The sequence below is a fragment of the Corallococcus sp. bb12-1 genome (assembly GCF_026626765.1).
Taxonomy (GTDB): domain Bacteria; phylum Myxococcota; class Myxococcia; order Myxococcales; family Myxococcaceae; genus Corallococcus; species Corallococcus terminator.
Map to the genome: position 1 here is coordinate 575,235 of NZ_JAPNJZ010000024.1, position 25,018 is coordinate 600,252.

At 64.8% G+C, this 25,018-nt stretch carries 22 protein-coding genes, 1 tRNA gene and 1 pseudogene; 14 read left to right on the forward strand and 10 right to left on the reverse strand.

The features are described 5' to 3' along the window. The first annotated feature begins 4 nt into the window (after nt 1-4). The 5 genes from gap (at nt 5) to OV208_RS30005 (ending at nt 3,775) form a co-directional block, all read left to right on the forward strand. Nucleotides 5-1,015 carry a type I glyceraldehyde-3-phosphate dehydrogenase gene (gap, locus tag OV208_RS29985; protein WP_120539571.1) on the forward strand — a complete coding sequence of 337 codons (1,011 nt, stop codon included), beginning with the start codon at nt 5-7 and terminating at the stop codon, nt 1,013-1,015. A gap of 67 nt (nt 1,016-1,082) precedes the next feature. Next, nucleotides 1,083-2,276: a phosphoglycerate kinase gene (locus OV208_RS29990; RefSeq protein WP_267577335.1), complete on the forward strand. Its 1,194-nt coding sequence runs from the start codon at nt 1,083-1,085 to the stop codon at nt 2,274-2,276. Between the two features lie 49 nt (nt 2,277-2,325). Then, nucleotides 2,326-3,096 carry a triose-phosphate isomerase gene (gene tpiA, locus OV208_RS29995; protein WP_120539569.1) on the forward strand — a complete coding sequence of 257 codons (771 nt, stop codon included), beginning with the start codon at nt 2,326-2,328 and terminating at the stop codon, nt 3,094-3,096. 84 nt (nt 3,097-3,180) lie between these two features. After that, on the forward strand, nt 3,181-3,609 hold the full coding sequence (secG, locus tag OV208_RS30000; protein ID WP_267577336.1) for a preprotein translocase subunit SecG: 429 nt from the start codon (nt 3,181-3,183) through the stop codon (nt 3,607-3,609). Nucleotides 3,610-3,693: 84 nt separating this feature from the next. Further along, nucleotides 3,694-3,775 (forward strand) — tRNA-Leu (locus OV208_RS30005). 47 nt (nt 3,776-3,822) lie between these two features. Here OV208_RS30005 and OV208_RS30010 read toward each other — a convergent pair. The 6 genes from OV208_RS30010 to OV208_RS30035 all read right to left on the reverse strand — a co-directional run bounded on the left by OV208_RS30010 (nt 3,823) and on the right by OV208_RS30035 (nt 9,737). Beyond that, a complete protein-coding gene (locus OV208_RS30010) occupies nt 3,823-5,037 on the reverse strand; it encodes a tyrosine-type recombinase/integrase (RefSeq protein ID WP_267577337.1) in 1,215 nt (404 codons plus the stop codon). Next, complete coding sequence (locus OV208_RS30015) at nt 5,034-5,261, reverse strand: helix-turn-helix domain-containing protein (protein ID WP_267577338.1); 228 nt, start codon at nt 5,259-5,261, stop codon at nt 5,034-5,036. The genes OV208_RS30010 and OV208_RS30015 overlap by 4 nt, the downstream gene beginning before the upstream one ends. A gap of 2 nt (nt 5,262-5,263) precedes the next feature. Continuing rightward, nucleotides 5,264-5,791 carry a hypothetical protein gene (locus OV208_RS30020; protein WP_267577339.1) on the reverse strand — a complete coding sequence of 176 codons (528 nt, stop codon included), beginning with the start codon at nt 5,789-5,791 and terminating at the stop codon, nt 5,264-5,266. Further along, nucleotides 5,788-7,074, reverse strand: a complete 1,287-nt coding sequence (locus OV208_RS30025; protein ID WP_324291426.1) for a site-specific DNA-methyltransferase — start codon at nt 7,072-7,074, stop codon at nt 5,788-5,790. The genes OV208_RS30020 and OV208_RS30025 overlap by 4 nt, the downstream gene beginning before the upstream one ends. 33 nt (nt 7,075-7,107) lie before the next feature. Next, the gene (locus OV208_RS30030; protein ID WP_267577340.1) at nt 7,108-9,123 is read right to left on the reverse strand and encodes a DNA polymerase; all 2,016 of its coding nucleotides are present in this window, start codon (nt 9,121-9,123) and stop codon (nt 7,108-7,110) included. Between the two features lie 83 nt (nt 9,124-9,206). Then, nucleotides 9,207-9,737: a hypothetical protein gene (locus OV208_RS30035; RefSeq protein WP_267577341.1), complete on the reverse strand. Its 531-nt coding sequence runs from the start codon at nt 9,735-9,737 to the stop codon at nt 9,207-9,209. A gap of 135 nt (nt 9,738-9,872) precedes the next feature. On the opposite strand from OV208_RS30035, the pseudogene OV208_RS41420 reads away from it, so the two are divergent. Further along, nucleotides 9,873-9,938: pseudogene (locus tag OV208_RS41420) on the forward strand (SEC-C metal-binding domain-containing protein); the annotation flags it as partial. A gap of 231 nt (nt 9,939-10,169) precedes the next feature. Continuing rightward, nucleotides 10,170-10,988: a hypothetical protein gene (locus OV208_RS30040; RefSeq protein WP_267577342.1), complete on the forward strand. Its 819-nt coding sequence runs from the start codon at nt 10,170-10,172 to the stop codon at nt 10,986-10,988. 27 nt (nt 10,989-11,015) lie between these two features. On the opposite strand, the gene OV208_RS30045 is transcribed toward OV208_RS30040, so the two are convergent. Both OV208_RS30045 and OV208_RS30050 read right to left on the reverse strand, forming a co-directional pair. After that, nucleotides 11,016-12,797: a DEAD/DEAH box helicase family protein gene (locus OV208_RS30045; protein ID WP_267577343.1), complete on the reverse strand. Its 1,782-nt coding sequence runs from the start codon at nt 12,795-12,797 to the stop codon at nt 11,016-11,018. Nucleotides 12,798-12,866: 69 nt separating this feature from the next. Further along, nucleotides 12,867-14,210, reverse strand: coding sequence for a RecB family exonuclease (locus OV208_RS30050; protein ID WP_267577344.1), 1,344 nt, complete (start codon nt 14,208-14,210; stop codon nt 12,867-12,869). Nucleotides 14,211-14,335: 125 nt separating this feature from the next. On the opposite strand from OV208_RS30050, the gene OV208_RS30055 reads away from it, so the two are divergent. Together OV208_RS30055 and OV208_RS30060 are read left to right on the forward strand one after the other, a co-directional pair. Further along, entirely contained in the window at nt 14,336-15,205 is an 870-nt protein-coding gene (locus OV208_RS30055) for a DUF4238 domain-containing protein (RefSeq protein ID WP_267577345.1), read from the forward strand. Between the two features lie 108 nt (nt 15,206-15,313). Further along, entirely contained in the window at nt 15,314-16,084 is a 771-nt protein-coding gene (locus tag OV208_RS30060; protein ID WP_267577346.1) for a hypothetical protein, read from the forward strand. Here OV208_RS30060 and OV208_RS30065 read toward each other — a convergent pair. Continuing rightward, a complete protein-coding gene (locus tag OV208_RS30065) occupies nt 16,044-18,359 on the reverse strand; it encodes a virulence-associated E family protein (RefSeq protein WP_267577347.1) in 2,316 nt (771 codons plus the stop codon). The genes OV208_RS30060 and OV208_RS30065 overlap by 41 nt on opposite strands. Nucleotides 18,360-19,020: 661 nt before the next feature. Here OV208_RS30065 and OV208_RS30070 point away from each other — a divergent pair. The 5 genes from OV208_RS30070 (at nt 19,021) to OV208_RS30090 (ending at nt 23,435) form a co-directional block, all read left to right on the forward strand. Further along, on the forward strand, nt 19,021-19,770 hold the full coding sequence (locus OV208_RS30070) for a sigma-70 family RNA polymerase sigma factor (RefSeq protein ID WP_267577348.1): 750 nt from the start codon (nt 19,021-19,023) through the stop codon (nt 19,768-19,770). Next, complete coding sequence (locus OV208_RS30075) at nt 19,770-20,078, forward strand: hypothetical protein (RefSeq protein WP_267577349.1); 309 nt, start codon at nt 19,770-19,772, stop codon at nt 20,076-20,078. The genes OV208_RS30070 and OV208_RS30075 overlap by 1 nt, the downstream gene beginning before the upstream one ends. A gap of 372 nt (nt 20,079-20,450) precedes the next feature. Continuing rightward, nucleotides 20,451-20,702: a hypothetical protein gene (locus tag OV208_RS30080; RefSeq protein ID WP_267577350.1), complete on the forward strand. Its 252-nt coding sequence runs from the start codon at nt 20,451-20,453 to the stop codon at nt 20,700-20,702. Further along, nucleotides 20,692-22,131, forward strand: a complete 1,440-nt coding sequence (locus tag OV208_RS30085; protein WP_267577351.1) for a terminase large subunit domain-containing protein — start codon at nt 20,692-20,694, stop codon at nt 22,129-22,131. The genes OV208_RS30080 and OV208_RS30085 overlap by 11 nt, the downstream gene beginning before the upstream one ends. 8 nt (nt 22,132-22,139) lie before the next feature. Then, nucleotides 22,140-23,435, forward strand: a complete 1,296-nt coding sequence (locus tag OV208_RS30090) for a phage portal protein (RefSeq protein WP_267577352.1) — start codon at nt 22,140-22,142, stop codon at nt 23,433-23,435. Nucleotides 23,436-23,449: 14 nt separating this feature from the next. Here OV208_RS30090 and OV208_RS30095 read toward each other — a convergent pair whose 3' ends face one another. Continuing rightward, entirely contained in the window at nt 23,450-24,970 is a 1,521-nt protein-coding gene (locus tag OV208_RS30095; RefSeq protein WP_267577353.1) for a hypothetical protein, read from the reverse strand. Between the last annotated feature and the right edge of the window lie 48 nt (nt 24,971-25,018).

The window sequence follows — 25,018 nt, forward strand, 5'->3', positions numbered from 1 at the left end:
CATCATGGCCACCAAGATCGCCATCAACGGCTTTGGACGTATCGGTCGCTGCATCCTTCGCGCCGCGCTCAGCCGCAAGGAAGACCTCGAGATCGTCGCCATCAACGACCTCGACAAGCCGTCGGCGCTGGCCCACCTGTTCAAGTACGACTCCGTGCACCGCACGTGGCCGGGCGAGGTGAAGGCGACGGACAAGGGCATCGTGGTGGACGGGCGGGAGATCGCCGTCACCGCGGAGAAGGACCCCACGGCGCTGCCCTGGAAGTCGATGGACGTGGACGTGGTGCTGGAGTGCACGGGCCGCTTCACCGGCCGCGAGGGCGCGGAGAAGCACCTCAAGGCGGGCGCGAAGAAGGTCATCATCTCCGCGCCGGCCAAGGGCCCGGACCTGACCATCGCGTACGGCATCAACCACGACCAGTACGACCCGAAGAAGCACCACATCGTGTCCAACGCGTCGTGCACGACCAACTGCCTGGCGCCCATCGCCAAGGTGCTGGTGGACAACTTCGGCATCGAGCAGGGCCTGATGACGACGATCCACAGCTACACCAACGACCAGCGCATCCTGGACCTCACCCACGAGGACATGCGCCGCGCCCGCGCAGCCGCGCTCTCCATGATCCCCACCAGCACTGGCGCCGCGAAGGCCATCGGTGAGGTGCTCCCCGTGCTCAAGGGCAAGATGCACGGCCTGTCGGTGCGCGTTCCCACCCCGAACGTGTCGCTGGTGGACCTGACGGTGAACACCACCAAGAAGGTCACCGCGGAAGAGGTCATCGAAGCGTTCCGCAAGGCGGCGGCCACGCAGCTCAAGGGCGTGCTGGAGTTCAGCGACGCGCAGACGGTGTCGGTGGACTACAACGGCAACCCGCACTCGGCCATCTTCGACGCCACCAACTGCTTCGTGATGGGCGACAACCTGCTCAAGGTCATGGCCTGGTACGACAACGAGTGGGGCTTCTCCAACCGCATGGTCGACACGGCGAAGTTCCTCGTGTCCAAGGGCCTGTAGTCGTCAGGCACGGCTTCGCATTCCGGCACCGTTGGGCTGACCGAAACAGGGCAAGGGGCACCAAAAGATGATCCGCTACATCGATGACCTGCAGTTGACCGGCAAGCGCGTCTTCATCCGCGTGGACTTCAACGTCCCCATGGACGGCCGCCGCGTCACCGACGACACCCGCATCCGTGAAGCGCTTCCGACCATCAAGCGCGCGCTGGAGATGGGCGGCAAGGTCATCCTGGCGTCCCACCTCGGTCGGCCCAAGGGCCCGGACCCGAAGCTGTCGCTGGAGCCGGTCGCCGCGGAGCTCGTGAAGCTCCTGGGCGGAAAGCACGAGGTCATCCTCACGGACGACTGCGTGGGCGACGGCGTGAAGAAGCAGGTGAAGGAGCTGAAGGAAGGGCAGGTCGTCCTCCTGGAGAACCTGCGCTTCCACAAGGAAGAGGAGGCCAACGACGAGGCCTTCTCGCGCGAGCTGGCGGCGCTGGCGGATGTCTACGTCAACGACGCGTTCGGCACGGCGCACCGCGCGCACGCATCCACGGCGGGCATGGTGCCGTTCGTGAAGGAGAAGGCGGCCGGCTTCCTGATGCGCAAGGAGATTGAGTACCTGGGCGACAAGGTGCTCAAGAACCCGGCGAAGCCCTTCGTGGCCATCCTGGGCGGCTCCAAGGTGAGCGACAAGATCAAGGTCATTGAGAGCCTGCTGCCCAAGGTGGACGCGCTGCTCGTGGGCGGCGCGATGGCGTACACCTTCCTCAAGGCGCAGGGCATTGAAGTGGGCAAGAGCCGGGTGGAGGAGGGCGACAAGCTGGCGCTGGCGGCGAAGCTCTTGGACACGGCGAAGCGGCTGAAGACGCCGCTGGTGCTGCCCATCGACCACATCGTCGGCACGGGGCCCACGGCGGACAGCGTGGCCAAGGAGACGCCCGACCAGGTCATCCCGGCGGACATGATGGGCCTGGACATCGGGCCCAAGACGCGCGCGATGTTCACGCAGCGCATCCGTGACGCGAAGACGGTGGTGTGGAACGGGCCCATGGGCGTCTTCGAGGTGGCGAAGTTCGCGGAAGGCACGAAGTCGGTGGCGGTGGCCATGTCCATCAACACGCAGGCCACGACGGTCATCGGCGGTGGCGACAGCGCGGCGGCGGTGGAGCAGATGGGCTACGCGGACAAGATGAGCCACGTGTCCACGGGCGGCGGGGCGTCGCTGGAGTTCCTGGAGGGCAAGGAACTGCCGGGCATCAAGGCGCTGGAGACGAAGTAGGCGACACGCACCCGCAGTTCCTCAAACGCTCGGTACCGGGGGAGACACCATGACGGCCCAGGCTCGTCGGAAGATCGTCGCTGGCAACTGGAAGATGAACAAGACGGTGCCCGAAGCGCTCGCGTTGGTGCGGGAGCTTCGCGGCGCGGTGGCGGCGCTGGGCGACACGGTGGAGGTGGTGATCGCGCCTCCGTTCGTGGCGTTGCAGCCCCTGCACATCGCGCTGGAGGGCGCGCCCATCCAACTGGCGGCGCAGAACTGCCACTGGGAGGCGTCCGGCGCGTTCACGGGGGAGATCTCCGCGGGGATGCTGGTGGAGCTGGGGTGCGCCTACGTCATCGTGGGGCACTCGGAGCGCCGGCAGTTCTTCGGAGAGACGGACGCCACGGTGAACAAGCGGGCCAAGGCCGTGAAGGCCGCGGGCATGACGCCCATCGTCTGCGTGGGTGAGACGCTGGCCGAGCGCGAGGCGAACCAGACGCTTCAGGTGGTGGAGCGTCAGGTGCGCGGGGCGCTGGAGGGCTTCACGGCGGCGGACGTGGCGACGTTCGTGATGGCGTACGAGCCGGTGTGGGCCATTGGAACGGGCCGGACGGCGACGACGGCGCAGGCGCAGGAGGTCCACGCGGCGATCCGGGGCCTGCTGGGCCGGCTGTACGACGAGGGGACGGCCCGCCAGGTGCGAATCCAGTACGGCGGCAGCGTGAAGCCGGACAACGCGGCGGAGCTCCTGGGCCAGCCGGACGTGGACGGGGCGCTGGTGGGGGGAGCGAGCCTCAAGGCGGCCGACTTCGTGGCCATCGTGAAGGCGGCGGGCTAAAGGAAGATTCCCTTTTGGAAGTTGTCACCCGTTGACCACATTGTGTAGGGTGCGCCCTCTTTCCACGGAGCGTCTGGAAGCGCCATGCTGACTTTCTTTACGATCGTGCACGTCCTGCTCTGCGTGTTCATGATCTTCGTCATCTTGCTACAGCCGGGGAAGGACGCCGGCATGGGTTCCGCCCTGGGTGGCGGCGCCGCGACGAGCGCCTTTGGTGGGCGCGGAGCGGTGACCTTCCTGAGCAAGCTGACGGGCATCTGCGCCGGCTTGTTCTTCCTGACGTCGCTGGGCCTGTCGTTCGTGGGCCTGCGCGGTTCCGTGGCAGCGGGGGGCTCAGTCGCGGCTCCTCCGGCGGCCTCGGCACCGGCGACGCCGGGTGCGGCACCCACCACGGGTGCGGCTCCGGCGACGACGCCAGCGCCTGCGGTTCCGGGCAGTGTCGAGCAGGAGCGCACGGCGACCCCGCCGGCCGAGGGCCAGCCGGCTCCCGCGCCGACGACGCCCGCGCCGTAGTCGTCAGTCTGTTTCAAGCTCGCGCGTCGGTGATTTTGTCGTTGCGCGAGTCAGCGGGGTTCGGTACATGAGCCCCGCGAGCAAGCCCAGGTGGTGGAATTGGTAGACACACCATCTTGAGGTGGTGGCGCCGTGAGGCGTGCGGGTTCGAGTCCCGCCCTGGGCACTCCAAGAAGGCCAGCAATCCTGCGGGGTTGCTGGCCTTTTTCTTTTCTAGCTGATGGCCATTGCCCCCCTATTGCCCCTCTCCAGCACGGGGCCGTCCAGGAGCTTCACCGCGTCCTGCTTCACCTGGGGGCTGAGATGCGCGTACCGCATGGTCATCTCGATGGTGGCGTGGCCCATCAGCTCCTGGATGACCTTCAGCGGCACGCCCTTCATGGCGAGGTGGCTCCCGTACGTGTGGCGCAGGTCGTGCCACCCAATGGTGCCCTTCTCGCGCGTAATACCCGCCCGCTTCAACGTGGTGATGAGGAGGTGGTCCATCATCCCCGGAGTGAGGTGCTCGCCGTTCTCCTGGCAGAAGACGTAGGGGCCTCGGAGGTGTCGGTGAGCCTTGAGGGTCTCCACGACGGATTGTGGAAGGTCCACCGTCCGGGCGTTGCCGCCCTTGGGGGTGCCTTCGACTCCGCGCCAGATGGTCCGCTTGATGTGGAGCTTGGCGCGGATGAGGTCGACGTCCGTCCACTGGAGCCCGATGAGTTCGCCCTGACGCATGCCGGTCTTGGGGGCCGTGATCAGCAGGGCCACGTCTTGAGGTGCGGCGGCGGCGATAAGCCGGTCCACCTCTTCGAAGGAGAGGAAGTCGTAGTCCGGCTTCTTCACCTTGAAGAGCTTCACGTCCGGGACGTGTGCGAGGACGCCTTGCTCCTTCGCGAGATGGAGGAGCTTGCTGAGGACGGCCAGCGCGTTGTTGATGGTCTTCAGGCTCAAGGTCTTCTGCTTCTGGACTTTGCGCCTGCGTAGGGCCCTCTTGGACGGGGTGTCCGAGAGCCCGCTCAGCCTCGGGGTCTTCTTCTTCATGGCGGCCTTGAAGTCCTCGATTTCGGCGGAGCCGATGGAGTCGAGTGCCATCTCGCTGAAGTACGGCGTGATGTGGTCATCCAAGATTTGCCGCTTGCTCACGACGCTGGAGTGCTTGTTGTTGTTGTCCGAGTAGGTAAGGAAACGCTGTGTGAACTCTTTCAGCGTTAGCGACTTTGCCACCTCGTTCTTTGTGTCGGTCGCCTGCTCCTTTCCGAAGGTCCCCATCAAGAGGGCCGCGCGGACGTCGCGTTCATACTGCTCCGCACCGCGACGAGTATTGACCGGGCTGTCCTTGCGGATTCGCTCGACCTTCCCGTCAGCGTGCTTGAACTTGATATCCACGAACCACATCTGCTGAGGCTTTCCGTTCTTGTCGTTGTACTTCCTGAGTCTCACGCTCATGACTGCTTCTCCTTGAGCGCAGGACCGCCTTGACCCGGTGGCCACGACAGCATCGTGGCGCGGGAAAGTCGAACGCATCGACCGACCCGGACGACTCCCGGCATCTGGCCCAGGCGAATGGCCTCGTAGAGCGTCTTCCGGTTCACCCGAAGTAGGACTGCGGCCTCGTCCACGGTGAGGAAGTCGGGCGCCGCATTCGGCGCATGCGAAGAGGTCTCGGACATGGCTACCTCGGGAAGACGCGACGGGGCGAGAGCCGACCGAGGGCGTGCAGCCCAATGCCGATGGCATCCCAGACGTTGTGGTGGAGGTCTTGTGCGGATGGCATCTCGACGCGCAGGTGCTCGGCGGCGTCGAGGCGCTGCTTGATGCGCTCGATGAACGCGTCCGGGTCGAGGGTGCCCTTCCAGTCGCGCGGGTAGACGCTGCGACGGCTCTCGATGGGGGCCAGGGCGCCGCCCAGCATGCCGACGACGCCGGCAAGCTGGATGAGGTCGTTCTGGTCGCCCCGCTGGTGTGCGGCTGCGTAGACGCGGGGCAGCTCGATGACGAGCTGGAAAGACTCCTCGGCCACGCGCGGACGTAGCCACTCATCGACCGCGCCGGCCATAGATGCCCACGATGCGAGCGACAGCGCTCCGTGGGCGGGCTCGGGATTCTTCGGTAGACCAGCGCAGAGGAGGGCGGCGGAAGAGATGTCGAAGAGGGCCACGCCGCAGTGGCGGAGGCCCGGGTCAATGGTGAGGAGCTTCATGGCGTCACCTCGCCGCGCACCTGCTTCAAGGCGTGCTCAATCCGCGCCCGCGCGAGCGCCAGGTATTCGGGCTCCCGCTCGATGCCGACGAACTCAAATCCTTCGGCGAGTGCCGCGATGCCTGTAGTTCCGCTGCCCGTGAAGAGGTCGAGCACCGTGCCGCCAGGAGGTGTCACCAGTCGGCACAGCCACCGCATGAGTCCAACGGGCTTCACGGTGGGATGGAAGTTGTGACCGACCCCCGCATGGCGCTCCGCGCGCGAGGGTTTGGCCACGTAGAAGAATCGAGGCACTTCGGCGGACAGGTGCGTCGCGGCCTCTTCGCCAAAAGTGACGTGGGAAGGCCATCGCTCCTTCCCTTCAGTGGAGCTGCGGCATCCGTCGATGTTGAGTGCTCCCGTCCGGTGGACGAGCACGTTCTTTGCGACAGTGCCGACGAGCGGCTTGCGTGCGAGGATCCAGTGCTCGGCGGCCGGCTTGAGAGCTGTGCCCCAGCCTTGCCACTGCCGGGCTGCGTCCGTCGCTGGGATGTCGCGGCGGCTGGATGGCGCGGGCGTGGACCTGAGCCCGTTGTTCGCGAGCCAGCGCTGACCCGCAGCAGCTTCCTTGTGCGTTCCCGTGACAGGGCGGCGGAACCAATCCGGACCGGGCTTGCCTTTGTCGGAGATGAGCCCTTCCGCGAGGCTACGAATCGCTTCGGGCAGCTCGTTGACGCCGAGCAGCTCCAGCAGGGCTGGCCAGTAGTCTTCATGAGGGACATGCGGCTGTGCACCTTGACTCGTCCAGTGCCCCGCCATGCCGTTGAAGCCGAAGAAGGCATCGATTTGCGCGTTGGTGAGGCCCGCGCGGTTTCGCGCCTCCGCAATCCAGCGCGTAACGGCGAGGACTGCCTCTCGGTTGTCCTTCTGCTTGTCGATGGCCTTCGAGACGTCGAGGGACTTCGGAAAGCCCGTCCCGAAGAGGTGCATGACAATGTCGCGCACCTCGAAGCCAGCATCCTCCAGCGCCGTGGCCGTCCAATGGGACGTGCGGGGCAACGCCCAGACAAGGGCATGGCCACCCGGCTTGAGGACGTGGAGCGCCTCGCGCATGACGCCCGCGAGCCAGGCCACCCACTGCTCACGTCCCCCGCGGTCGCCGTCCCATTCCTTGTCCATGAGACCGATGCCCGCAGGAGGGTCGGTGACGATGGCGTCGATGCTGCTGGGGGCGAGGACTTGGGCGACCTGAGCGGCGTCGCCCTGAAACAGTGCAACTCGTTCGGTGAGGAGTTCTGTCTTCACCTCACTGCAATGGGGGCAGGCGCTACGGGTGATTTACGCGGCGGCCCGCTCCGCTGGCTCCCACACTCGAAGGTGCCCTGCAGCGTCGCGGACCGTGGCGGCGTCCTTCGACAGCACGCGCGAGAGGGCGGGCTCGGCCTCGATGGCATCGGCGAGGTCCGGTGTCGTTTCGCGCATCGCCTGCCGCATGAGTTCCGCCATGCGCTCGGCAGCGTCGTGCAGCCGGTTGGGGCAGTCCGCGCGCAGCTCCGCTACCAGCTCGTCGTGCACCATGAGGACGAGCCGCGAGCCCCAGAGAGGGGAGCGCCGGGTCGTGTACATCTCCCTTGAGACGCGCCAGGTGGCCAGCTTCGCACCCACGGCGCCCAGTCCCTGGAAGGGCGTGTTGAGCCACTGCGTGTAGCCGCATCCGCCCCGGAGGATGTTGGCCCCGGGAATCATCACGTCCACGGGGCGGTCGCCGTAGGTGAGACGGCTGGCCTTGGAGAACAGCTCCCGCTGCTCGGGCCATGCGTCCAGCCACCTGTCGCCGTAGCGCTGGGAGACTTCGACGCACGCGGCGCAGACCATCTTCACCTTGCCCTGGACGCGCACGGGCACGCGCTCGACACCGCACGTCTCCGCCACCTTCGCCAGCAGGCAGAAGCGGACGTCGTCCTTCGCCCGCGCGTGGTAGGCCATGGCGCCTGCGCCCATGCCCCCGCCCTTGCCGAAGTTGAAGACCTTGGCCAGGGCGCGGAAGGACGTGGCCGTCGCTTCCTTCGCCTTCACGCGCGGCAGGAGGGCCTCGTAGCTCTCCCCGAGGAAGGTCGCTGCGGCGGACGTGTGGACGTCTTCCTTCGCCAGCAGCGCATCGGCCATGCGCGACCAGCCCACGTCCCAGATGGCTCGCTGGGCCATGGTGCGCAGCTCCAGGCCGGCGTAGTCCACGGAGCAGAAGACGAAGCCGGGGCGGGCCTCATGGCACTCGCGGACGCCGCCACGCTGGGGGAGCTGTTGGTAGTCGCTGGAGACGCGCGTCGTGGAAACCAGCACGTTGACGCGCGGGTTGATGGGCCGCGTAACGCCGGCCTCCAGCTTGCCCAGGTAGGTGGAGCGGTACTTGTCCACCTTGCCGGCCTTGCCCAACTCCTCCAGCAGCGGATCGCCCGAGTCGATGAGCGTGTCCCTGTCGGTGGCCACCTGCCCATCCGGGAAGCGCTCCGTGGGCGAGGTGACGGGCGGCATGCCGTTGTAGGCGGCGGAGACGAGCGCGGAGAGGCGCTTCGAGTCCTTGGTGCCGTCGGGCCGGAAGATGCCCGCGGCGAGGAAGCGGGCTCGGTTGGCGCTCCACTCCAGCTCCACGCGCTGCCGCAGCTCGGCGACGCGCTCCCCATGGGTACGCAGGCCCCAGATGGAAGCGAAGTGCAGCGCCAGGGCGGCGCGGACCTGGTCGCCTTCCGCGTGGAGGTTGCCGCCGTTGGCGACGCTGGCCGCGACGCGCTCCTGGGCGAGGTGGACGTTCAGGGTGAATCGGGCGTCGCGCTTCGGGTAGGCCACGGCGGCGGCGGGCCACTGCTCCAGCGGCACGCCATCGAGTTCCGAGTAGCGCAGGCGCCATGCGTCCGGGGCCTTCTTCTCGGCGGAGATGTCGAGGCCCAGGTGACGCTTCACCAGGAGGGAGAGCGGATAGCGGGCTCCCTCGTCGTCGCCCAACTGGCGGCCTGTCTCCGGATCCACGCCATGCAGTCCACGGGCGATGTCGATGAGGGCTTCGCGAATGGCGACGTCATGCAGGCGCCCGGCGTCGGCTGCCTCAAAAACGGCGTCTACGAGTCGCGCCTCGTCCGCGCACATGACGCCCAGGTCGTAGGCGAGGTTGGCGCCAGTCAGGTGGACGCCGGGGGAGGAGAGCGCGTCTCGGAACCAATCGCGTGCCTGGGCTGCGGAGAGGAGGCGCTCACTATCCGGGGCCGCGTCTGCGATGGATGCGCAGACGAGCGGCGGAGCGAGGAGACCGGGTTGAATCAGGTGTGTCTCGGTGTCGAAGCTGAAGAGGGAGGTGGGCACAACACCAAGAGGCCCGTGTCGTGGGCCAGCCGTGGCGGTGGGGGACGCGCCAGGTGCTCAGCGGTGTTGGGGGAGGGGAATGCTCAGGCCAGGGCGACGGCGAGGGCCGGCAGCTTCGCTTCGGCGCGCTTCGCTTCGATGGCCACCAGTTCGTCGTCGGTGGGGCTGACGGTGCTCCAGCGGTAGCCCTCGATGACCTTCCCGGGCTTGCCATCCCTCTCGGGCAGCATCTTGGGGAAGACCTCGCAGTCGATGAGGAGAAACGTCCCGGCCTGCTTCTCGCCCGTGAACTTGGCGAGCTGCTCCAGGGACAGCTCCTGCTCCTCGGCGCCGGCCAGGGCCATGACGAACGCCTTGAAGCGCCCGCCGCCGTTCTTCTTCGCGTCGGAGAGGTTCTCCACGTAGGAGGCCACCATACCGATGCGGCTGGGCTCGCTGGCGGGCTGTGTCCGCTCGGCGGACACGACCTTCAGCTCCGCGATGGCGGACAGGCCCTTGAAGCCGTCCTTCGTGCGGATGGACTGCACCTCTAGTCGGTAGCGGCCGGCCTTGAGATACTGCGCGCCGAGGGCGGCCTGGGCGCTGACGATGCGTGTGAGGGCTGCGTTGCTCATGTCCCGTTGCTCTCATTGAGTGGGACGTCAGAAGGACGTCCTCAGATGCTTCAATGGGGGCAACTCCTGGGCGTGGACTGGGAAACAAAGCGTATTTAATGGCCTAACGTTGAATAAATAGAGAGGAGTAGCGACATGGAAGCTGTAGGACGAAATGATCCATGCTGGTGCGGTTCGGGGCAGAAGTACAAGAGATGCCATATCTCTCGCGCTAAACAAGAGCCTGTGAAGTATCCGCAGGCTCGAAGTCAGCTTGATAATGTTTTTCGCAGCAGGAAGGAATGTCTGCATCCGCATGCAGGGCGCGGAACTTGTGGTGGGAAAATTATCCGAGCGCATACGGTGCAGCGTTCGGGAGGGCTCTCCAGAATTGCCTCGGACGGTCACGTTTTGACAACAGTAAAGACCCCAAAGGACGGATTTTCGAGTGACATGGAGTTTGAACTTCATGAGGTTGGATATCGCGAGGCGTCGACGTTTACTGGTTTTTGCGCGAAGCATGATGGGATCTTTGCGCCAGTGGAAAACAAACCTTTTGTTGCGAGCAGAGAGCAGGGTTTTCTGCTTGGGTACAGATCGGTTTGTATGGAGCTATTCAAAAAACAGACGGGGTTGGGGGCAGTCGAGATTGTTCGAAATGCCGATCGTGGAAGATCGCCGCACGATCAATTTGCACTCCAGTTTTTCGCGGACGGCATGCAAGAGGGGCTTTCAGCTGCGATTGGGGATTTGAAAACAGATAAATCCGAATACGATAGGATTCTGGTTTCGGGTGATTATGTGGGGTCGAATTCTGTTGTTATTCGCCTCGATCAAACCCCGGATGTAATGTGCAGTGGCTTGATGAGTCCAGAATATGATTTGAGTGGAAATATTTTGCAGGTGATGGATGGGTTGTCAATGAGAGCGCGTAGTCTTGCCTTTTCACTGACTGGGGTCGACGTTGGTGGTGCTGCTGTTTTTCAGTGGGTCGGCGATAACCCGCCTGCGAAGGCGCTGGCGATGGGGTTCGCCGGTATGCCACGGAAATCGCTTCCCGATGCGCTTTATAGGTTTTCGTTTGAATTTATTGAGAACGTATTTGTCTCGCCTGTCTGGTGGCGAGATCTTCCTCTTGATTCTCGGAAGTCGTACATGCGCCGGGCGGGATCGGGAGTAAATCCAATGATCGAACGGCGGAGGGATTGCTTGGGTGATGATGGTGTTCGCGGGGCGAGATTCGGTGTCGCTGATGTTGTTTGCCACTATTGATAGTGGTTGGGTGTGCTGGAGATTCTTCTAGTATGAGTCTGCATTGGACTTGGCGAAGAGCTTTTGCGGTTGCCCGTCCGTTTGTTGGATGAACAGCGCCCGCTCCTTGGCTGTGGCGAAGGCTGCTCCGTAGTCCTGTGTGTGGAGGCACACCTCTACCTTGACGCACGCCGCCTGCTGCCCGGGGCGATGCGTGCGAGCAAGGAGCTGCTCCCATAGGGCGCCGTCCGAAGGCGGCGTCACCACGAGGTTGCGGCAGAACTGCTGGAGGTTCTTTCCTGTCGCGTGGGCCTTGATGCTCGCGACGATGGAGCGGCGCCCGCTCTCCTGGAGGATGGCTTCGGATGCCACCCGTCCGCCACCGTAGAAGGGCACGCCAGCGGTGCGGGCGATGCGCTCGCCCAGCTCCGGGAATTCGACCCAGACGATCCCCACCTGGGTCCGCGCCCACTCCGCTGCGTCCTGCACGAGGAAGTCTGACACCCACACGGCTTGGGGCTCAGGCTGCACCGCGTCGTGAATCTCCGCCCAGTCCGCCCATGTCGAGGCATCCCACACCGGCTTGTCGCCCTCGTAGGGCGGGGACATGTGCGCGCGGATAGCGGCTTTGGTGAGCAGCCCCGGTGAGTCCAGATGCTCGCGGCGCTCGCCCTTCAGCTCCTCCCACACCTCCTTGTTCCAGGCCTTCCGCTTCGCGAACCACTCCTCGATCAGCTCTGGGGGCTCGCCCCGAGGGTAGCGCCAGCGGTGGTAGAAGCCTGCCGACAGCTGGCGCGCGCAGGCGATGGCCTGGAGTTGCTCCTGGAACTGCTCGCCATCGGGACGCTCGCCACCGTGGGCCAGCTCAATGAGCGCCAGCAACTCGGCGGGTACAGGCCCCGGGTAGCGCGGGCGGATGATGAGCGGCTTGTCGAGCGCGCTCTCGTCCGTGGCCACGACGCCGCGCGTGTCGTTGCGACGGCGACAGAAGCCCTCGCGGACGTGCTCCTCGGGCTCGCACAGCCGCTCCAGCGCGCCAGGTGGAGCAATCACCTTGCCCGGGTCCAGCGCCGTGCCCCACTCCTCCACGACGTGGTGTGCCAGCGGCAGGGGCGAGCCCTCGCGCAGCGCCAGCCGTGACAGGTGCGCGTAGTCCTTGATGCTCTTGGACGCGAACGTGCCGGACAGAGCCACGAGCCGCGTCTCCGGGCGCTTCTCGAAGTAGCGAAGGAACCGGCCGGTGCGCGAGGCCTTCGGGTCCTTGAGGTTGTGCGCCTCGTTGAGGATGACGAGGTCCGGGCGGATGCGCTCCAGCAGGTCCGTGGCTTCCTGGCTGGAGAGCTTGTTGTAGGAGATGACGTGTAGCACCGGCAGGCCGGGACGGAACCAACGTCCGCCCGCGAGGTTGGGCAGGCTCCAATGCGCGCCGTAGTAGTCCCACTCCGCGGTGAACTGGGGCAGCAGGTTGGCCGGGATGAAGAGGACCGCCACGCGGCAGGCCGGCATCACCATTGGCATGAGGAAGGTGGTCAGCTCCTTGCCGTGGCCGGTTCCGATAGGCCCCAGCAGCCCGCCCACGCGTGAGGCTTCCAGCAGCGCCAGGGCCTGGATGCGCCGCAGCCGCGTGGGGCACGGGCGGGCAGGGGACATGGCCGCACAGCTACACGGCCCTGCAGGGGCGCGTAGCTGGGCTTCCAGCGCCTCGATGTCCGCTGCCGTGTAGGACGCGGCCAGGTCGCGGCGGGGCAGGGCGAGGATGCGGGAAAGGTCCGAGGACCAGCCCACGGGGGAGCGCCCCGTGCGCGAGTAGTTTTCGGCTGCGGCGGGCATGTCGCCTGGGGGAGGGGATGGTGGCAGGGGCACGCCAAGGCGCTGGAGGAGCTTCACTGGCGGCCCTCGCTACCGGACGCCCCGGACGAAGTGCCCCGTGCCGCACAGCGGCTCCAGGGCCTCCACGGCCACCTGCATCAGCTCGCTGCCCGCCACGCCCAGGGCGGCGTAGGTGCGGGGCTCGGGCGGCTCGGCGCGGATGGTGGCGGCCAGGACGCCCTTCCACTTGCCGTAAGCCAGGGCCGAGTCGTTGGGGGCGACGCGGATGTCCACGACGCCGCACTCCTGCTCAATCTTCGCCACCATGCGGCCGACGTAGCCGGCCAGCGGCTCGGCAGGGCAATTGGGCACGCAGTCCACGTAGAGGGACAGGCTATCCGCGACGGGCCGGGTGGGCTCGTCGGCGCGGGCGGCCTCCATCTCCGCCTTCGTCCGCCGCTTGCGGCGCGGGGGCTCGTCGCCGGCCTGCTCGGGCGCCGGGATGGACGCGAGCGTCGGATCGCTCTTGGGCGCGTCTGGAGGCAGCACCGCGGCCAACTCCAGCTCGGGGGCGGCCTGGGCGGGCGCGGAGGCGACGGGTTGCGTGGGCGGAGTCTGGGGCTTCAGGATGCGGTCCATCAGGGCCATGGGCTTGCTTCCTTGCGACTGCGAGTTGAGGCACTGCGCCTGGAAGGAGCACCCGCCGTACTTCTGGCAGGCGCTCCAGGTGGGTTTGACCTGGCTGGGGAACGTGGCCCGTGCGGCGTCGCGCATGCGGTGCGCCATCGGCTCAACGTGCGTGTGCCACTGGTCGCGAACGTGCTCGACGCTGACGGTGGCGATGACGGAGCGGGAGAGTCGCGCGCCGTGGGTCTGGAAGTAGAGGTGCTCCAGCTCCAGCCGCTTCAGCCCCGGGAAGCGCTCCGCAGCGAGGACGGCCCAGTAGCCGTAGCCCACCATCTGGATGCCGGCGTCATGGGCGGCGGATGCGAGTTGCTCGGGCGTGGCGGCGTAGCTGGCGATGGACTTCGTCGTCTTGTGGTCCGTGACGCGCAGCACGCCCTCGGCGAGTCGTCGCGGATTGACGAGGTCGATGTAGCCGGTGAGCGGAATGCCGTCGGCGAAGAGGGGCGAGGGCCGGCCGAAGTGCTCCTCCACGAGGAGATCCGGACCGGAAGCGGGCAGCAGGTGCTTGCCGGCCGCCGCGAGGGGGCCCAGCACGTCCTGTCCCGTGCGCAGGTAGTGCTCCAACTGGGCATGGACTGCGGTGCCAAGCTCCCGAGCCTTGAGGGGCCGCTCAGGCAGCCGGAGGACCTTGGCGAAAAACCATGCTCGCTCGCAGAGCGCGAACTTCCGCAACTGCGAGACGGACAGGCTGCGGAGGACGCCACACTCGACGCCGTGCTGCTTTGGGCCTGCGGCGGGTAGACTCACCCCAACTCAATGGGGGTAGGTTTCGCACCTCGCAGAAAGTCACTTTCGCAGCTGACTGCCGCCTTTGTCTCGCCGTAAAGTAATTATTACATCTCAACCCGAAATTTGGCCCGAATTGATGCGAAATGAACCAGCACTTTGTTCCTAGGGTTTATCTTCGGCAGTGGCTCAATGGTGACGGCTTCTTTATCCGCTACCGCCGGATGGGTCCTCCTAATTCAATACGGCTCCTCTCAGAGAGAAAAACTCCAGATGGAGTCTACTGGGCGCGAGATCTTTACTCGCTTCCAGAGAAGACCATGGCAAACGGTTTGACCGGGGATGGGGTTGAGCATCTTCTCTCAGCTAATGTGGAACAGCGGATTGCTTCCATTGTTAGTGAGCTAGGGGGGTGCTCCGGTCGTTTAGAGCCGGGTTTGAGCGAACAGGTTAGATGGCTCATTCAGACTTTTGTTGCTCGCGATCCACGCACTATTGCAGCCATTGAAGCGCGGGTCGCCTCCTTTGTGAAGGAAAATGAAGCCGAAGTGCTAAGGCTTCATGCGCGGGCGCAGACGTCCACGATGAGGAGTGAGATCGGCCAGTATCTTGATCCGAGAATGCCTGCTGTTCAAGCAAGAGCCATGATCGCGGGAATCGCAGCGAGTCAGCTTGTTCCCAGGAGTGGTTGGCTTGATGGTGTTGTGCGTGTGATGCATTCATCGAAGATTGCTCGTGAGCTTGGTGTTCTTGGTCTGGATGGCTTTCCCACTTTTGAGCGGCCGGTGGTTGAATGGGGAGATAATGATGTGGGGCTGGTGGCTACGTTTTCGATCGCTCCGGAAATTCTTGCGTTTGTTGTTCAGGGAGAAGGCGAATGTGGTTGGGAGATGGCGCTGCGCCATGTGGCCGGCGCGCTGCGCCATCGGAGGAGTGCAATCTGCCGTCAGAAAGCGGCTGATGACCTGTGGTTGTCTGAGGCTCAGCACCTAATTCCGTGGGCTCAAGGCGAGTAGGAGTATGGTTGATGTGTTGATTTTTCGGTTTTGTTTCGCGCTCTATTGGGCGCAGTTCTGACTGGGGGGCCGATGTCTAGTGAGGGAGTGATTCGGAATCGAGCCGAGGTGGAAGCCAAAGAGGTGCTGGAGCAGGCGCAATTTGTTGTGACGAAGATTCCAGAGAGTAGTCGACGTGTGCCAGACTTCTCTGTGCGAAAGAATGGGGAGGCATTCTTTCTTGAGGTTACGGAAAAGGAGCCTATGGAGGTGTTTAACCAAATGCTTCTCCGTGCGAAGGCGGAGGGGTTTGCTACGCTTGCTCGCGAGGTGGAGGCAAGCAATCGACTTGATGGGTTGGTGAGGGGAAAGGCGGCGCAGTTGGATGTGCCGGAGCGGCCGGGTGATTTTAGGGTTTTGTGGATTGCTGCGCCGCATAGTGATTTTAACCATGTGGCCGAGATAGTTTTTAGAACACTGTATGGGGCGGTGCGTGTTTCTGTCTTCCCGTCGCTGGATGTGGAAGAAGTCGCGAAAGTGGGCATGGGTGTTCATTACTGTTACTATTATGACAGGTTTACTTTTTATCGTGTCCGGCGTCTTGATGGTGTTGTGCTTTATGGTCGGGGAGGTGGCTATTTGTTTGTGAATCCCCTTAGTGAGAGGGTTGTGGATTTTCGTCGATCTGAGATCTGTTTGATGTTCGCTGGGGTGGAGGGGATGAGGGTTGTTGATCCGGAAGTTAAGCATGGTGAGAATGATATGTTTATGGGGTTTGATGTGGATCGCTCGGATGGGCATGCGAGATGGAATTATATTAGGGAAATGTATGGTGTTCATGCCGAGCGCGTTGTTGAGGCTAACGTCTTGGATGTGGCGGCAGATGAGGTTCCTGATTGACGTGGTTTTGGTTGATTGGCGGGCGTGTTTCCTGCTGTACGACCAATAAGTCTTTCGGCGTCTGGTACATGCGCGGGCGACGCCCGTCCACGCGGCGCTGGTGCTTCTCGAATCCGAGCGCGACGAGGCAGGTTCCAATCTCCGTCGAGATGCGATGATCGACGTGAGCGGTGGGCATGCCAAGCGCGTCCGTCGCAACTTGGAGGATCGATACCTCTGTAGGGCGCCTCACCTGGGGCATGTTCAGAAGCCACTGGACGATGGCTTCCTCGCGCCCGTCGCCCGCGCCCTCTGCACGGAGCGCCGCCTGGGCCTCAGCACGCCGCGCCTCCTCGTCGGACAGCCACCAGGGCTCGCCCTGCTTGAACCGCAGCACTGCTTCTGCCCATAGCCGGTCCCGGTCCTGGCGCAACCCCTCGATATCGATGTGCGTGCAGCGCACTGGCCAGAATCGGCGGTGCCCTGTTGGGTCCCGCAGATAGGCGTCGTCGTTCGTCGTGCCGACGAAGATGCATCGCCGCGCCGTCTTCACGTTGGCGCGACCGTAGGGCGGCCGGTACGTGTCCTCGGTGCGGCTGATGAACCCCTTGAGGGCCTGGTTCTCCGCACGCCGTAGCGTGGAGAGTTCCGCCAGCTCGATGAACCAGAACTGGGACGCCAGCATGGCCGAGTCTTTGTTGTGGACGTCGATGGGCGCGTCGCTGAACCAGGGTGCGGCCAGCTCTCGAAACGCCGTGGACTTCCGCAGGCCCTGGGGCCCTTCGAGGATGAGGACGGTGTCCACCTTGCAGCCTGGCTTGAGCGCCCGCGCCACTGCGCCGATTGCGAACTTCGCGCCGATGGTGTGCAGGTGTGCCTCGTCGCCCTGGGCGCCGAAGTAGCGCGCCAGCAAGCTGTCGAGCCGCGGCGTCCCGTCCCACGACAGGGCGTTGAGGTAGTCGGCGACCGGGTCGTAACGGTTGCGCTTCGCCACCGCGAGAATCTGCGGCGCGACGACGGATGCTTTCGGCTGGAGTCCGAGTCGCCCGTACTCGCTTTGCTGGATCCAGTTGGTGATCTCAACGTCCAGCGTCTCCGGATCGATGCCGGGCGGCAACGGACCACCCTCGAATTCCAGGCGCTTGTTCACCTCGTTGAAGCGCAGCACGCCACGCCACTCCGGGGAGGACAGCAGCACGGTGAAGATGTTCGCCTCGCAGTTGCGGATGCGGCTCTCTCCCTTGCTGCTGACGTCCACGACGAGGTTCCGGCCCCAGGCCTCCGGGTCGTCTTCCCCTTCCTCCAGCGGTAGAGCGGGGCCCCTGGCAGCAGGAGGCCGCGTGCCGAGCGCACGCCAGATGGCCTCGTTCTCCGCGACTCGCTTCGCGTCCACGTCCACACGGCGTGCCCGGTGGCGACGCAGCTTGATGCGGGCCTGCTCGTGCAGGTGCTCCGTGCCCTCGCCCCAGTCGGTAGCCGCGAAGCTGTTCCGGAACAGCTCCAGGATGGCCTCCTCGGGCGTCTCCCGGGGCAGGACGAAGGCGCAGCAACTCATCAGCGCGTTGAGAGTGGTGTCCTGCAAGCCGCGCGCGGCCAGTGGCTCACCCGCGAGGGTGCGGCGGATGAGCTCTCGGTGCTCGGGCTTGCGGACGCGGCGGAGGAGGGCGCGCAGGTCGAAGAGGTCCGCTGGGCTCCCCTGTACCTGTGCCACGGGCTGCACCGGAGTGGTTGGCCTGGTCCTGGTTCGTGCCGCGGCGAGTAGCGCGTCCACGTCCACGGGCTTGCCCTCGGTGACGTCGGCACCGGCCTCGAATTCTCCCGAGTGATTGGGCAGCAGGTAGAGGCGCGAGAGGTTGCGCGTGGTGGGGTCCGCCGGCATGGCCAGCAGCCGCTCCGCTTCCTCTCGCACCGTTGGCCACTCGGCGCTGAGGATTGGCCGGCTCACCGGAAGGACGATGCGCAGGCTGGTGTGGCCCGGCCGGTGCCCGTGCGTGGTGTGGGCGATGGTTGCGTAGCTCTCCAGTCGCTTCGCCGCCTCCTCCAACTGCGCGTCCTGTACCGCGTCCACGTCGAAGACGAGGGCTGTGACAGCTCGCACCTCGGTGTCCAGACGACGAGTGCCGATGTCCACGGGCGACCAGCAGCGCTGCTTCCGCTTCGCCTGGCACCCGTGGCCTACGCAGGGGGCGCAGGGCGACACGGTGTGCGTGGTGAGTAGCTGCTCCAGCTCCTCCCAGGTGACGTCCTGGTGCTTGGGCTTCGCGTCGGTGACGTCGTCGAAGTAGGCGATCAGCATGTGGACGCCTCGCGACGGAAGCTGGGTGTGACGGGTGAGGCTGTGACGGCGGCGGGAGTTCTCACGCTGATTCAATGGGGGTGGGTTTTCGTAGCTGGCCATCTCGCGGAGCCCTCGCGCGGCACCGTGAGGGGTGTGCCAGCCGTGACACGGGAGAGACGAGGCGCTGCCGCAGTCACATGGCGCCACCACCACCACTCCATTCCCTAAACCCTTTAGAAAGATGAGGTAGGAATAGGGAAGGAATACACACACGCGCGCGTAGCGAGGTCCTACATGATCGCGCGTAAGGGTTTAGGAAGTCGTTCCAGGGGTGTGCACCGCGCGCCAGTCCGCAGCGCCGCGTGTTTCAGCCGCCACGACGAAAGGCCGCCCCCATTTGCTGGAGTGAATGGGGACGTCCCGCGTGCTGGGGCGCCACCCCATGTCAGAAGGGGATGTTACTCCCCAGGTCCTGGAGGATGGAGGCGACCATGCGGGTCGATCAGGACACAGCCGGGCGGCATGTCGGCTGCCGCGCCCTGTCACACGAGGGCGGGTGTTTCACTCTCGGCGGAGCGCCGTCCTCCGTGGGTGACATGGCAGGCGCATTGCTTGGTGTTGCCCACATTGTCGCATGGGGTGCAGCGGTTTTCTCAAAACACGGAAGGAATGGGGAGTGATGCGACGTCGTGCAGCGAAGGGTGAGGCCCGTGTTTCACGAAATGGGACGGCGCGGTCGAGCCCGGATGAGCTGGTGAGCGAGATTCACGGACGACACGCGGCGGGAGAGGTCTCGCGAGCGCGGCAGTTGACGGACGCGCTGCTGCGCCTGCTGGAGCCCCAGCTTCGTCGGCAGGCGAGGACCTTCGAGAAACTGAGTGGCTCGCTGCTGGAGGATGACCTCGTGCAGGTGGCGCTCATCGAAGCGTTGAAGGCGGTGGGCACGTACAAGCCCGAGAAGCGCGGCGGGCAGACGTTCGCCACGTGGGTGGAGTGGCGGGCCCGGCGCGCCATCATGGACCAGATTCGCATGCACAGCGCGGACGTCCACCCGTCGGACAGCGCGCAGCGCGGGCGCAAGGGCAAGGCGAAGACGCCACGCGTGCCGCTGCTGGTGAGCCGCGATTCGCCCACGGAGTCACTGCCCAACTCCGCCACGCAGCTTCACGACGCGGCCCTGGCGCTGGAGGTGGCTACCGTCGAGGAGCTGTATGCCGTGCAGGAGGAGTGCGCTCGCCTCCGCCGTGAGGTGCTGAAGTTGGATCCGCAACTGCGCGAGCTGGTGTCCCGCGTCCACGGCTTGGGCCAGAAGGCGCATGGCGTGCGTCAGGTGGCCATCGAGTGGAACCAGCCGCGGAGCCAGCTCGACGTGATGCTGGCCCGTGCGCATGAGCAACTGCGCGAGCGGATGGAGGCGAAGGGCCGCTGATGCCCGTCCTCGTCGCCCAGCGTGGCGGCCCCTGTGCCGCGTGCGGCGCGCTCGTGCTGAAGGGCGAGCGCATCGAGTACACGCTGCGCACGGGGCCGCGTCACCTCGCGTGTGCTGACAGGACGCCGGAGCTGCGTCGCAATCGGCACGCCGCGTCGTGCGTCCTGTGCGGCGTCCAGGTGCCGAGGGGCGCCGGAGCCCTGTCCGTCACGGAAACGTGCGAGGGCGGGGCGTATACGCGGCGCTGGGCGGTGTCCTGCGTGGACTTCCTGGCCTGCCACGAGCGCATCGTGGCGGCCCTCTCGTAGAACCCCCCCGGGTCCAGATTTGGGACGGTCGTCCCTTTTCCGCCTTGCTCGGCGGGCCCCCACGCTCGAAAAATCTTGAGAAAAATCAGCCCCGGCCCGCGCCGCCCTGAGTTTTGTCGGGCGTAACGCCGAATTCTTCAGCGAAACCGCCCCCATTTCTCAGGGGAAATGGCTCGCCCGTCCAAGCTGACTCCCGAAGTTCAGGCACTTATCTGCGGCCACCTGGAGCGCGGCCTCTTCCGCAGGGCCGTGGCGGGCCTCGTTGGTATCAACGAACAGACGCTTTCGCGCTGGTTTCATCGTGGTGCGGGGGAGGAGCGCGGCGTTTACCGCGACTTTCACCTCGCGGTGAGCGCTGCGGAAGCGAGGTTCATGCAGTCCGCCACGGACATGCTGATGGCGGCGGCGGCCCACAACCCGAAGCACGTCCAGTGGCTGCTCTCCCGTCGCTTCCCGGAGCTGTACGGCCGGCGCGACAACGTCGAGGAGAAGGCGCCCGAGGACAAGGCCGCCGACGAGGTCGCCCTGCGCGAACTGCTCATGGAGCGGCTGGGCCGCTTCCTGCCGGATGCTCCGGAGCCCAAGGCGGACGCCAGCGGGGCAGGGGGCAACGATGCCTCGTGATGCCCGTTCCTGGGAGGTCGCCCACCGCGAGCGCCTGCGCTTCTCGGGGATGCTGGAGACGCTGGCCCCGGACGAGTCCCCCGCCGAGCACTTGGTGAAGCACGCGGGCACGCGCCAGGGCCTCGCGCGCCTCTTCGGGAAGCTCACCCATCCCGAGGTGGAAACGCTCGTCCACGACCTGGACTTCTGGGCACGCCGCGAGCAGGTGCCCCCGGTTTCCTTCTCCACCTGCTTCATCATGGCGGGCCGGGGCTTTGGGAAGACGTGGAGCGGGGCCAGGTGGGTGATTCAGAAGGCCCGGGAGGCGAAGACGATTGGCGCCCTCATCGGCCCCACAGCGGCCGACGTGCGCGACACGATGATTCGTGGCTCCAGCGGCATCCTGGCCCTGTCACCGCCCTGGTTCCTCCCGGTGTACGAACCCAGCAAGCGACGGGTGACGTGGCCCAATGGCGTCTACGCCATTTGCTACTCGGCGGATAAGCCGGACCGGCTGCGCGGCCCCAACTGCGGATGGGCTTGGGGCGACGAGCCCGCCTCCTGGAAGCACGAGATGGCGGCACTGGACCAGCTCCCCATGGTGCTGCGCATCGGCACCGCGGCGCGTCCGCCCCAACTGCTGCTCACTGGGACGCCCCGTCCGCTGAAGAAGCTGGAGGAGCTGCTCTTCGCGGATGCGGAGTCGAAGTCCCTGCGAGCGGGCGTGGTGCTGCGCACGGGCTCCTCCTTGGCCAACCGCGCCAACCTGGCGCCCAGTGCTGTCGGCACTATGCGCGCCCTCATGCACACGCGCTGGGGCCAGCAGGAGGTGCTGGGCCGGCTGCTCATGGATGTGCCCGGCGCCATCTTCGGCTCGGCGAAGTGGGGCAGGGTGGAGGCGGACGCCCACGAGTACGCGCGGGGACTGGACAGGCGCATCGTGTCCGTGGACCCGGCGCCCACCAGTGAGATGGGTTCGGACGAGACGGGCATCGTCGTCCAGGGCGTGAGAACCAGTCCGCTTGTCGGGACGGACGGGGCTCTCCTGAAGCGCGTGTCGGTGCTCAAGGACGCGAGCCTCCGGGGCTCGCCGCGTGAGTGGGCCGCCGCCGCGATCCGCGAGTACCTGGCCTTCGGCTGCGACGCCCTGGTGGCCGAGGTGAACTCAGGCGGGGAGATGGTGGAGACGACCATCCAGACCGTGGCCTCGGAGATGGGCGTCCAGGTCAACGTGAAGCCGGTGCGCGCCCGAGAGGCGAAGTCGAAGCGCGCAGAGCCGGTGAGCGCCCTGGCGGAGACGGGCCGCATTGAGCTGGTGGGCACCTTCCCGAAGCTGGAGGCCCAGCTCGCCAAGTTCAGCGGTATCAACGGCCGCCGCGATGACCGTGTCGATGCCCTGCTCTGGGGCGTCCATGAGCTTGTCTTTGCCGACTCCTTTTTCTGCCTGTGAGGGACTCGATGGGACTGTGGGATCGGATGAAGTCGGCGGTGGTGCGTCCGCCGCGCCAGGGGACAGGGCTGGAGCTGGCGCGCTGGCAACAAGCACCGCCGCGTCGTGGCACCACGCAGCTCCTCGCGGCGTACCGCGAAATGCCGTGGCTGCGTACGGTGGTGGATACCGTCGCGGACTCCGTAGCCGCGGTGAACTGGCGCGTGTACCGCCGGGTGTCGCGGGACGGGCACCCGGTGAAGGACTACGCCCTGCGCAGCGCCACGCGCGAGGTGCGTGCCCTACGGCTGAAGTCCATGCTCGACGCGGGTGAAGTCCATGAGGTGCCGGACCATCCCATTTTACGGATGCTCGCAGACCCGAATGACTACCTGACGGGCCGCTCTGTGACGAAGCTGGTGCAGGTGTACCTGGACCTCGTCGGCGAGTCCTTCCTGGTGCTGGAGCGCGTGGCGGGCTTCCCCGTAGGCTTCTGGCCGGTGCCGCCCAACGTCGTCACGCGGTTGCCTGCGATGGACGTCCCGCGCGAACAGCGGGCCTTCACCGTCACCGTGGGCGGCGTGTCGCGCCAAGTTCCAGCGGCGGACGTGCTGCACCTGCGCAACCCTGACCCTGAGGATCCGCTCGGGCGCGGCGTGGGACCCGCCTTCGCACTGGGCGACGAACTGGACACGGATGAGTTCGTGGCGCGGTTCCTCCGGGCGTCCTTCTGGAACAACATGCTGCCGCCTGCCATCGCGTCCATCGAGGGGCTGACGGACGCGAACAGTGCGGGAGCGAAGGCCTTCAAGGAGTCGCTGGCGCGCGAGCATCAGGGGCCGGACAAGGCGGGGAAGCTGCTCCTCACCAGCGGCCGGGTGACGTTCGCCCGCCTCGACACGAGCTTCCGCGACATGCAGTTGGTGGAGCTGCGGAAGTTCCTAATGGGCTTCGTGCGGATGACGTACCGCGTGCCCCCCGAGATCGTGGGCGACATCTCCAGTTCGAACAAGGCGACGGCCTTCGCGGCGCGGGAGAACCTCGCCGAGCAGGCGACGTTCCCTCGCATGGAGTTCCTGCGCACCGAGTACCAGATGCGGCTGATTCCGCTATTCGGCGATGCGGAGGCCATCCTCGACTACGACAGCCCCGTGCCAGCAGACCGAGAGCACCAACTCCGCGTCATGAGCACGATGCCGGAGGCCTTCAGCTACACGGAATGGCGACACTTGGCGGGCTTCAAGCCGGACCCGAACCGCCACGGCTACCCACTTCCGATGCCTGGGCAGACAGCAGGTGGACAACGAGCCCAGGCATTGGATTAGCGAAATCGAGACTGCTATGCCGGTGTCCACCCAAATGCGAGGGCGTAATTCTTAAGTTTTGTTAAGGCGTACTGAGCAATGCCTGACCTGTTTCCTGAGCTAAGAAAATCTCCGGAGCGCCAAGCATATTCTATGCAAAAAACTTGCTCGCCGGCCTGGATCGAGTTGTCGGGAATTAGAACAAGAGGGAGGCCCTCAATGGCCTTCTCGTGTTGGGCATTTGAGAAATCGATGCTGGAGGCGGTGAGCATTGATTTAATTGCTTCAAGCATTGCTGAGTTAAGAAGCTTGTCTTTTCCTCCTGTCCAGTGGCCCAGTTTGGCGAGGCTGGAAAAAACTGCTTTGGCCTCTTCGGGAGGGCGTCCTCTCGTTTCGTAGGCCGTCGCGAGTGAGTTTGTCATGTATTTTCCCAGGTCCGTTCGCTTTATGTATTCCGTCACGCGTGACTGATCGGCCCTGGGAAGCTTCGATTTTGAGTTTTTGCTCCGGGATAGCTTTTTGAGGCTCTCTACTACTTCCGCATGACCGAACCTACGCAGGACGATGACGCTTGTTGAGGGGGGGAGATGAAACGCTCGCGCATTGAGCTTCAGGATTGACTGGGTCAGCAGCGCACGGCGATTTGCCCACCAGCGTCCGATTGCGCTATCCTTTGTCGCATTCAGAAGCCCGTTGGCGTCGAGGAGTCCGTATTTGCTTGGCGTTGTGAGGTGCGTCAGGGCGCCGGCATCAATGCTTTCTGTGACGAATGTTATCAGTAGATGCAGTGGGCGCTGCGTTGATCTTCTTAGTTCGGCTGCGCGAGTATCAAAATCAATTGCGACTTTCTTGAGAAATTCTCCGAGCGTTTTGAATTTTTCTGGATCGTAGTCCTTGGGATTGATTCCCAGCTCCTCTAACGATGCGATTTCGTTACATAGGTGGAGGATGTGAAGGGCGACGTCCTGCCACGTCTCACGCGCCGGTCCCTTTGCTTCGAGTGGGATGGGAATGATCGTGGCGCCAGCAATTTGTTGGAAGTTTTTTCCGATTTGCTGTGCGATGGCCGGTGTTGTCTCAGGCCACATGACGATGGTTTTGCTGCCAGTTTTGGGGGAGCGAAGAAATCGCTTAATTTCAGCCAGTTCCCGTTCAGATGGAGGGGCCCCTTCTCTATTGTCGATATTGACTGGGAGGATGCGGTGGTCGTCTATTGAGGTGTTTTCTCGTCCTCGGACGGCTGTCGATTGGAGTGATTCGAAAGTGATTGTTGATGACTCAGGGTGCTCAATTGTCTGGCAGTAGTATTCAGGCAGGAAGACCCCCAGGCTGTTGGCTAGGGTTGTCTTGCCTGTGCCTGTTAGGCCAGCAAGAGGGCAAAAGAATCCTTCGCCGCGAGTGTCGATGCTGTGTGCGACGCTTCTCAGTTCCAAAAGCGTGCTGTCCGGCGGTGGAATGAGGAGTTCGGCTACGCGATTTCCGAGAAGGCTTGAGAGTCGCTCATAGCGATCAGGGAAGTTTAGCTGGCTCAGAATATGTTTTGGGGCTTCAGGCATACAGGTCAGTCACTCGTGGCCCTGATAGGGGATGATTACGGGCGTGAA

What these genes read in the sequence shown, in the direction of transcription:
- gap (WP_120539571.1), top strand. Translation starts at nt 5, where the DNA reads ATGGCCACCAAGATCGCCATCAACGGCTTTGGACGTATCGGTCGCTGC.
- OV208_RS29990 (WP_267577335.1), top strand. Translation starts at nt 1,083, where the DNA reads ATGATCCGCTACATCGATGACCTGCAGTTGACCGGCAAGCGCGTCTTC.
- tpiA (WP_120539569.1), top strand. Translation starts at nt 2,326, where the DNA reads ATGACGGCCCAGGCTCGTCGGAAGATCGTCGCTGGCAACTGGAAGATG.
- secG (WP_267577336.1), top strand. Translation starts at nt 3,181, where the DNA reads ATGCTGACTTTCTTTACGATCGTGCACGTCCTGCTCTGCGTGTTCATG.
- OV208_RS30010 (WP_267577337.1), bottom strand. Translation starts at nt 5,037, where the DNA reads ATGAGCGTGAGACTCAGGAAGTACAACGACAAGAACGGAAAGCCTCAG.
- OV208_RS30015 (WP_267577338.1), bottom strand. Translation starts at nt 5,261, where the DNA reads ATGTCCGAGACCTCTTCGCATGCGCCGAATGCGGCGCCCGACTTCCTC.
- OV208_RS30020 (WP_267577339.1), bottom strand. Translation starts at nt 5,791, where the DNA reads ATGAAGCTCCTCACCATTGACCCGGGCCTCCGCCACTGCGGCGTGGCC.
- OV208_RS30035 (WP_267577341.1), bottom strand. Translation starts at nt 9,737, where the DNA reads ATGAGCAACGCAGCCCTCACACGCATCGTCAGCGCCCAGGCCGCCCTC.
- OV208_RS30040 (WP_267577342.1), top strand. Translation starts at nt 10,170, where the DNA reads ATGGAGTTTGAACTTCATGAGGTTGGATATCGCGAGGCGTCGACGTTT.
- OV208_RS30045 (WP_267577343.1), bottom strand. Translation starts at nt 12,797, where the DNA reads ATGCCCGCCGCAGCCGAAAACTACTCGCGCACGGGGCGCTCCCCCGTG.
- OV208_RS30055 (WP_267577345.1), top strand. Translation starts at nt 14,336, where the DNA reads ATGAACCAGCACTTTGTTCCTAGGGTTTATCTTCGGCAGTGGCTCAAT.
- OV208_RS30065 (WP_267577347.1), bottom strand. Translation starts at nt 18,359, where the DNA reads ATGCTGATCGCCTACTTCGACGACGTCACCGACGCGAAGCCCAAGCAC.
- OV208_RS30070 (WP_267577348.1), top strand. Translation starts at nt 19,021, where the DNA reads ATGCGACGTCGTGCAGCGAAGGGTGAGGCCCGTGTTTCACGAAATGGG.
- OV208_RS30075 (WP_267577349.1), top strand. Translation starts at nt 19,770, where the DNA reads ATGCCCGTCCTCGTCGCCCAGCGTGGCGGCCCCTGTGCCGCGTGCGGC.
- OV208_RS30080 (WP_267577350.1), top strand. Translation starts at nt 20,451, where the DNA reads ATGCAGTCCGCCACGGACATGCTGATGGCGGCGGCGGCCCACAACCCG.
- OV208_RS30085 (WP_267577351.1), top strand. Translation starts at nt 20,692, where the DNA reads ATGCCTCGTGATGCCCGTTCCTGGGAGGTCGCCCACCGCGAGCGCCTG.
- OV208_RS30090 (WP_267577352.1), top strand. Translation starts at nt 22,140, where the DNA reads ATGGGACTGTGGGATCGGATGAAGTCGGCGGTGGTGCGTCCGCCGCGC.
- OV208_RS30095 (WP_267577353.1), bottom strand. Translation starts at nt 24,970, where the DNA reads ATGCCTGAAGCCCCAAAACATATTCTGAGCCAGCTAAACTTCCCTGAT.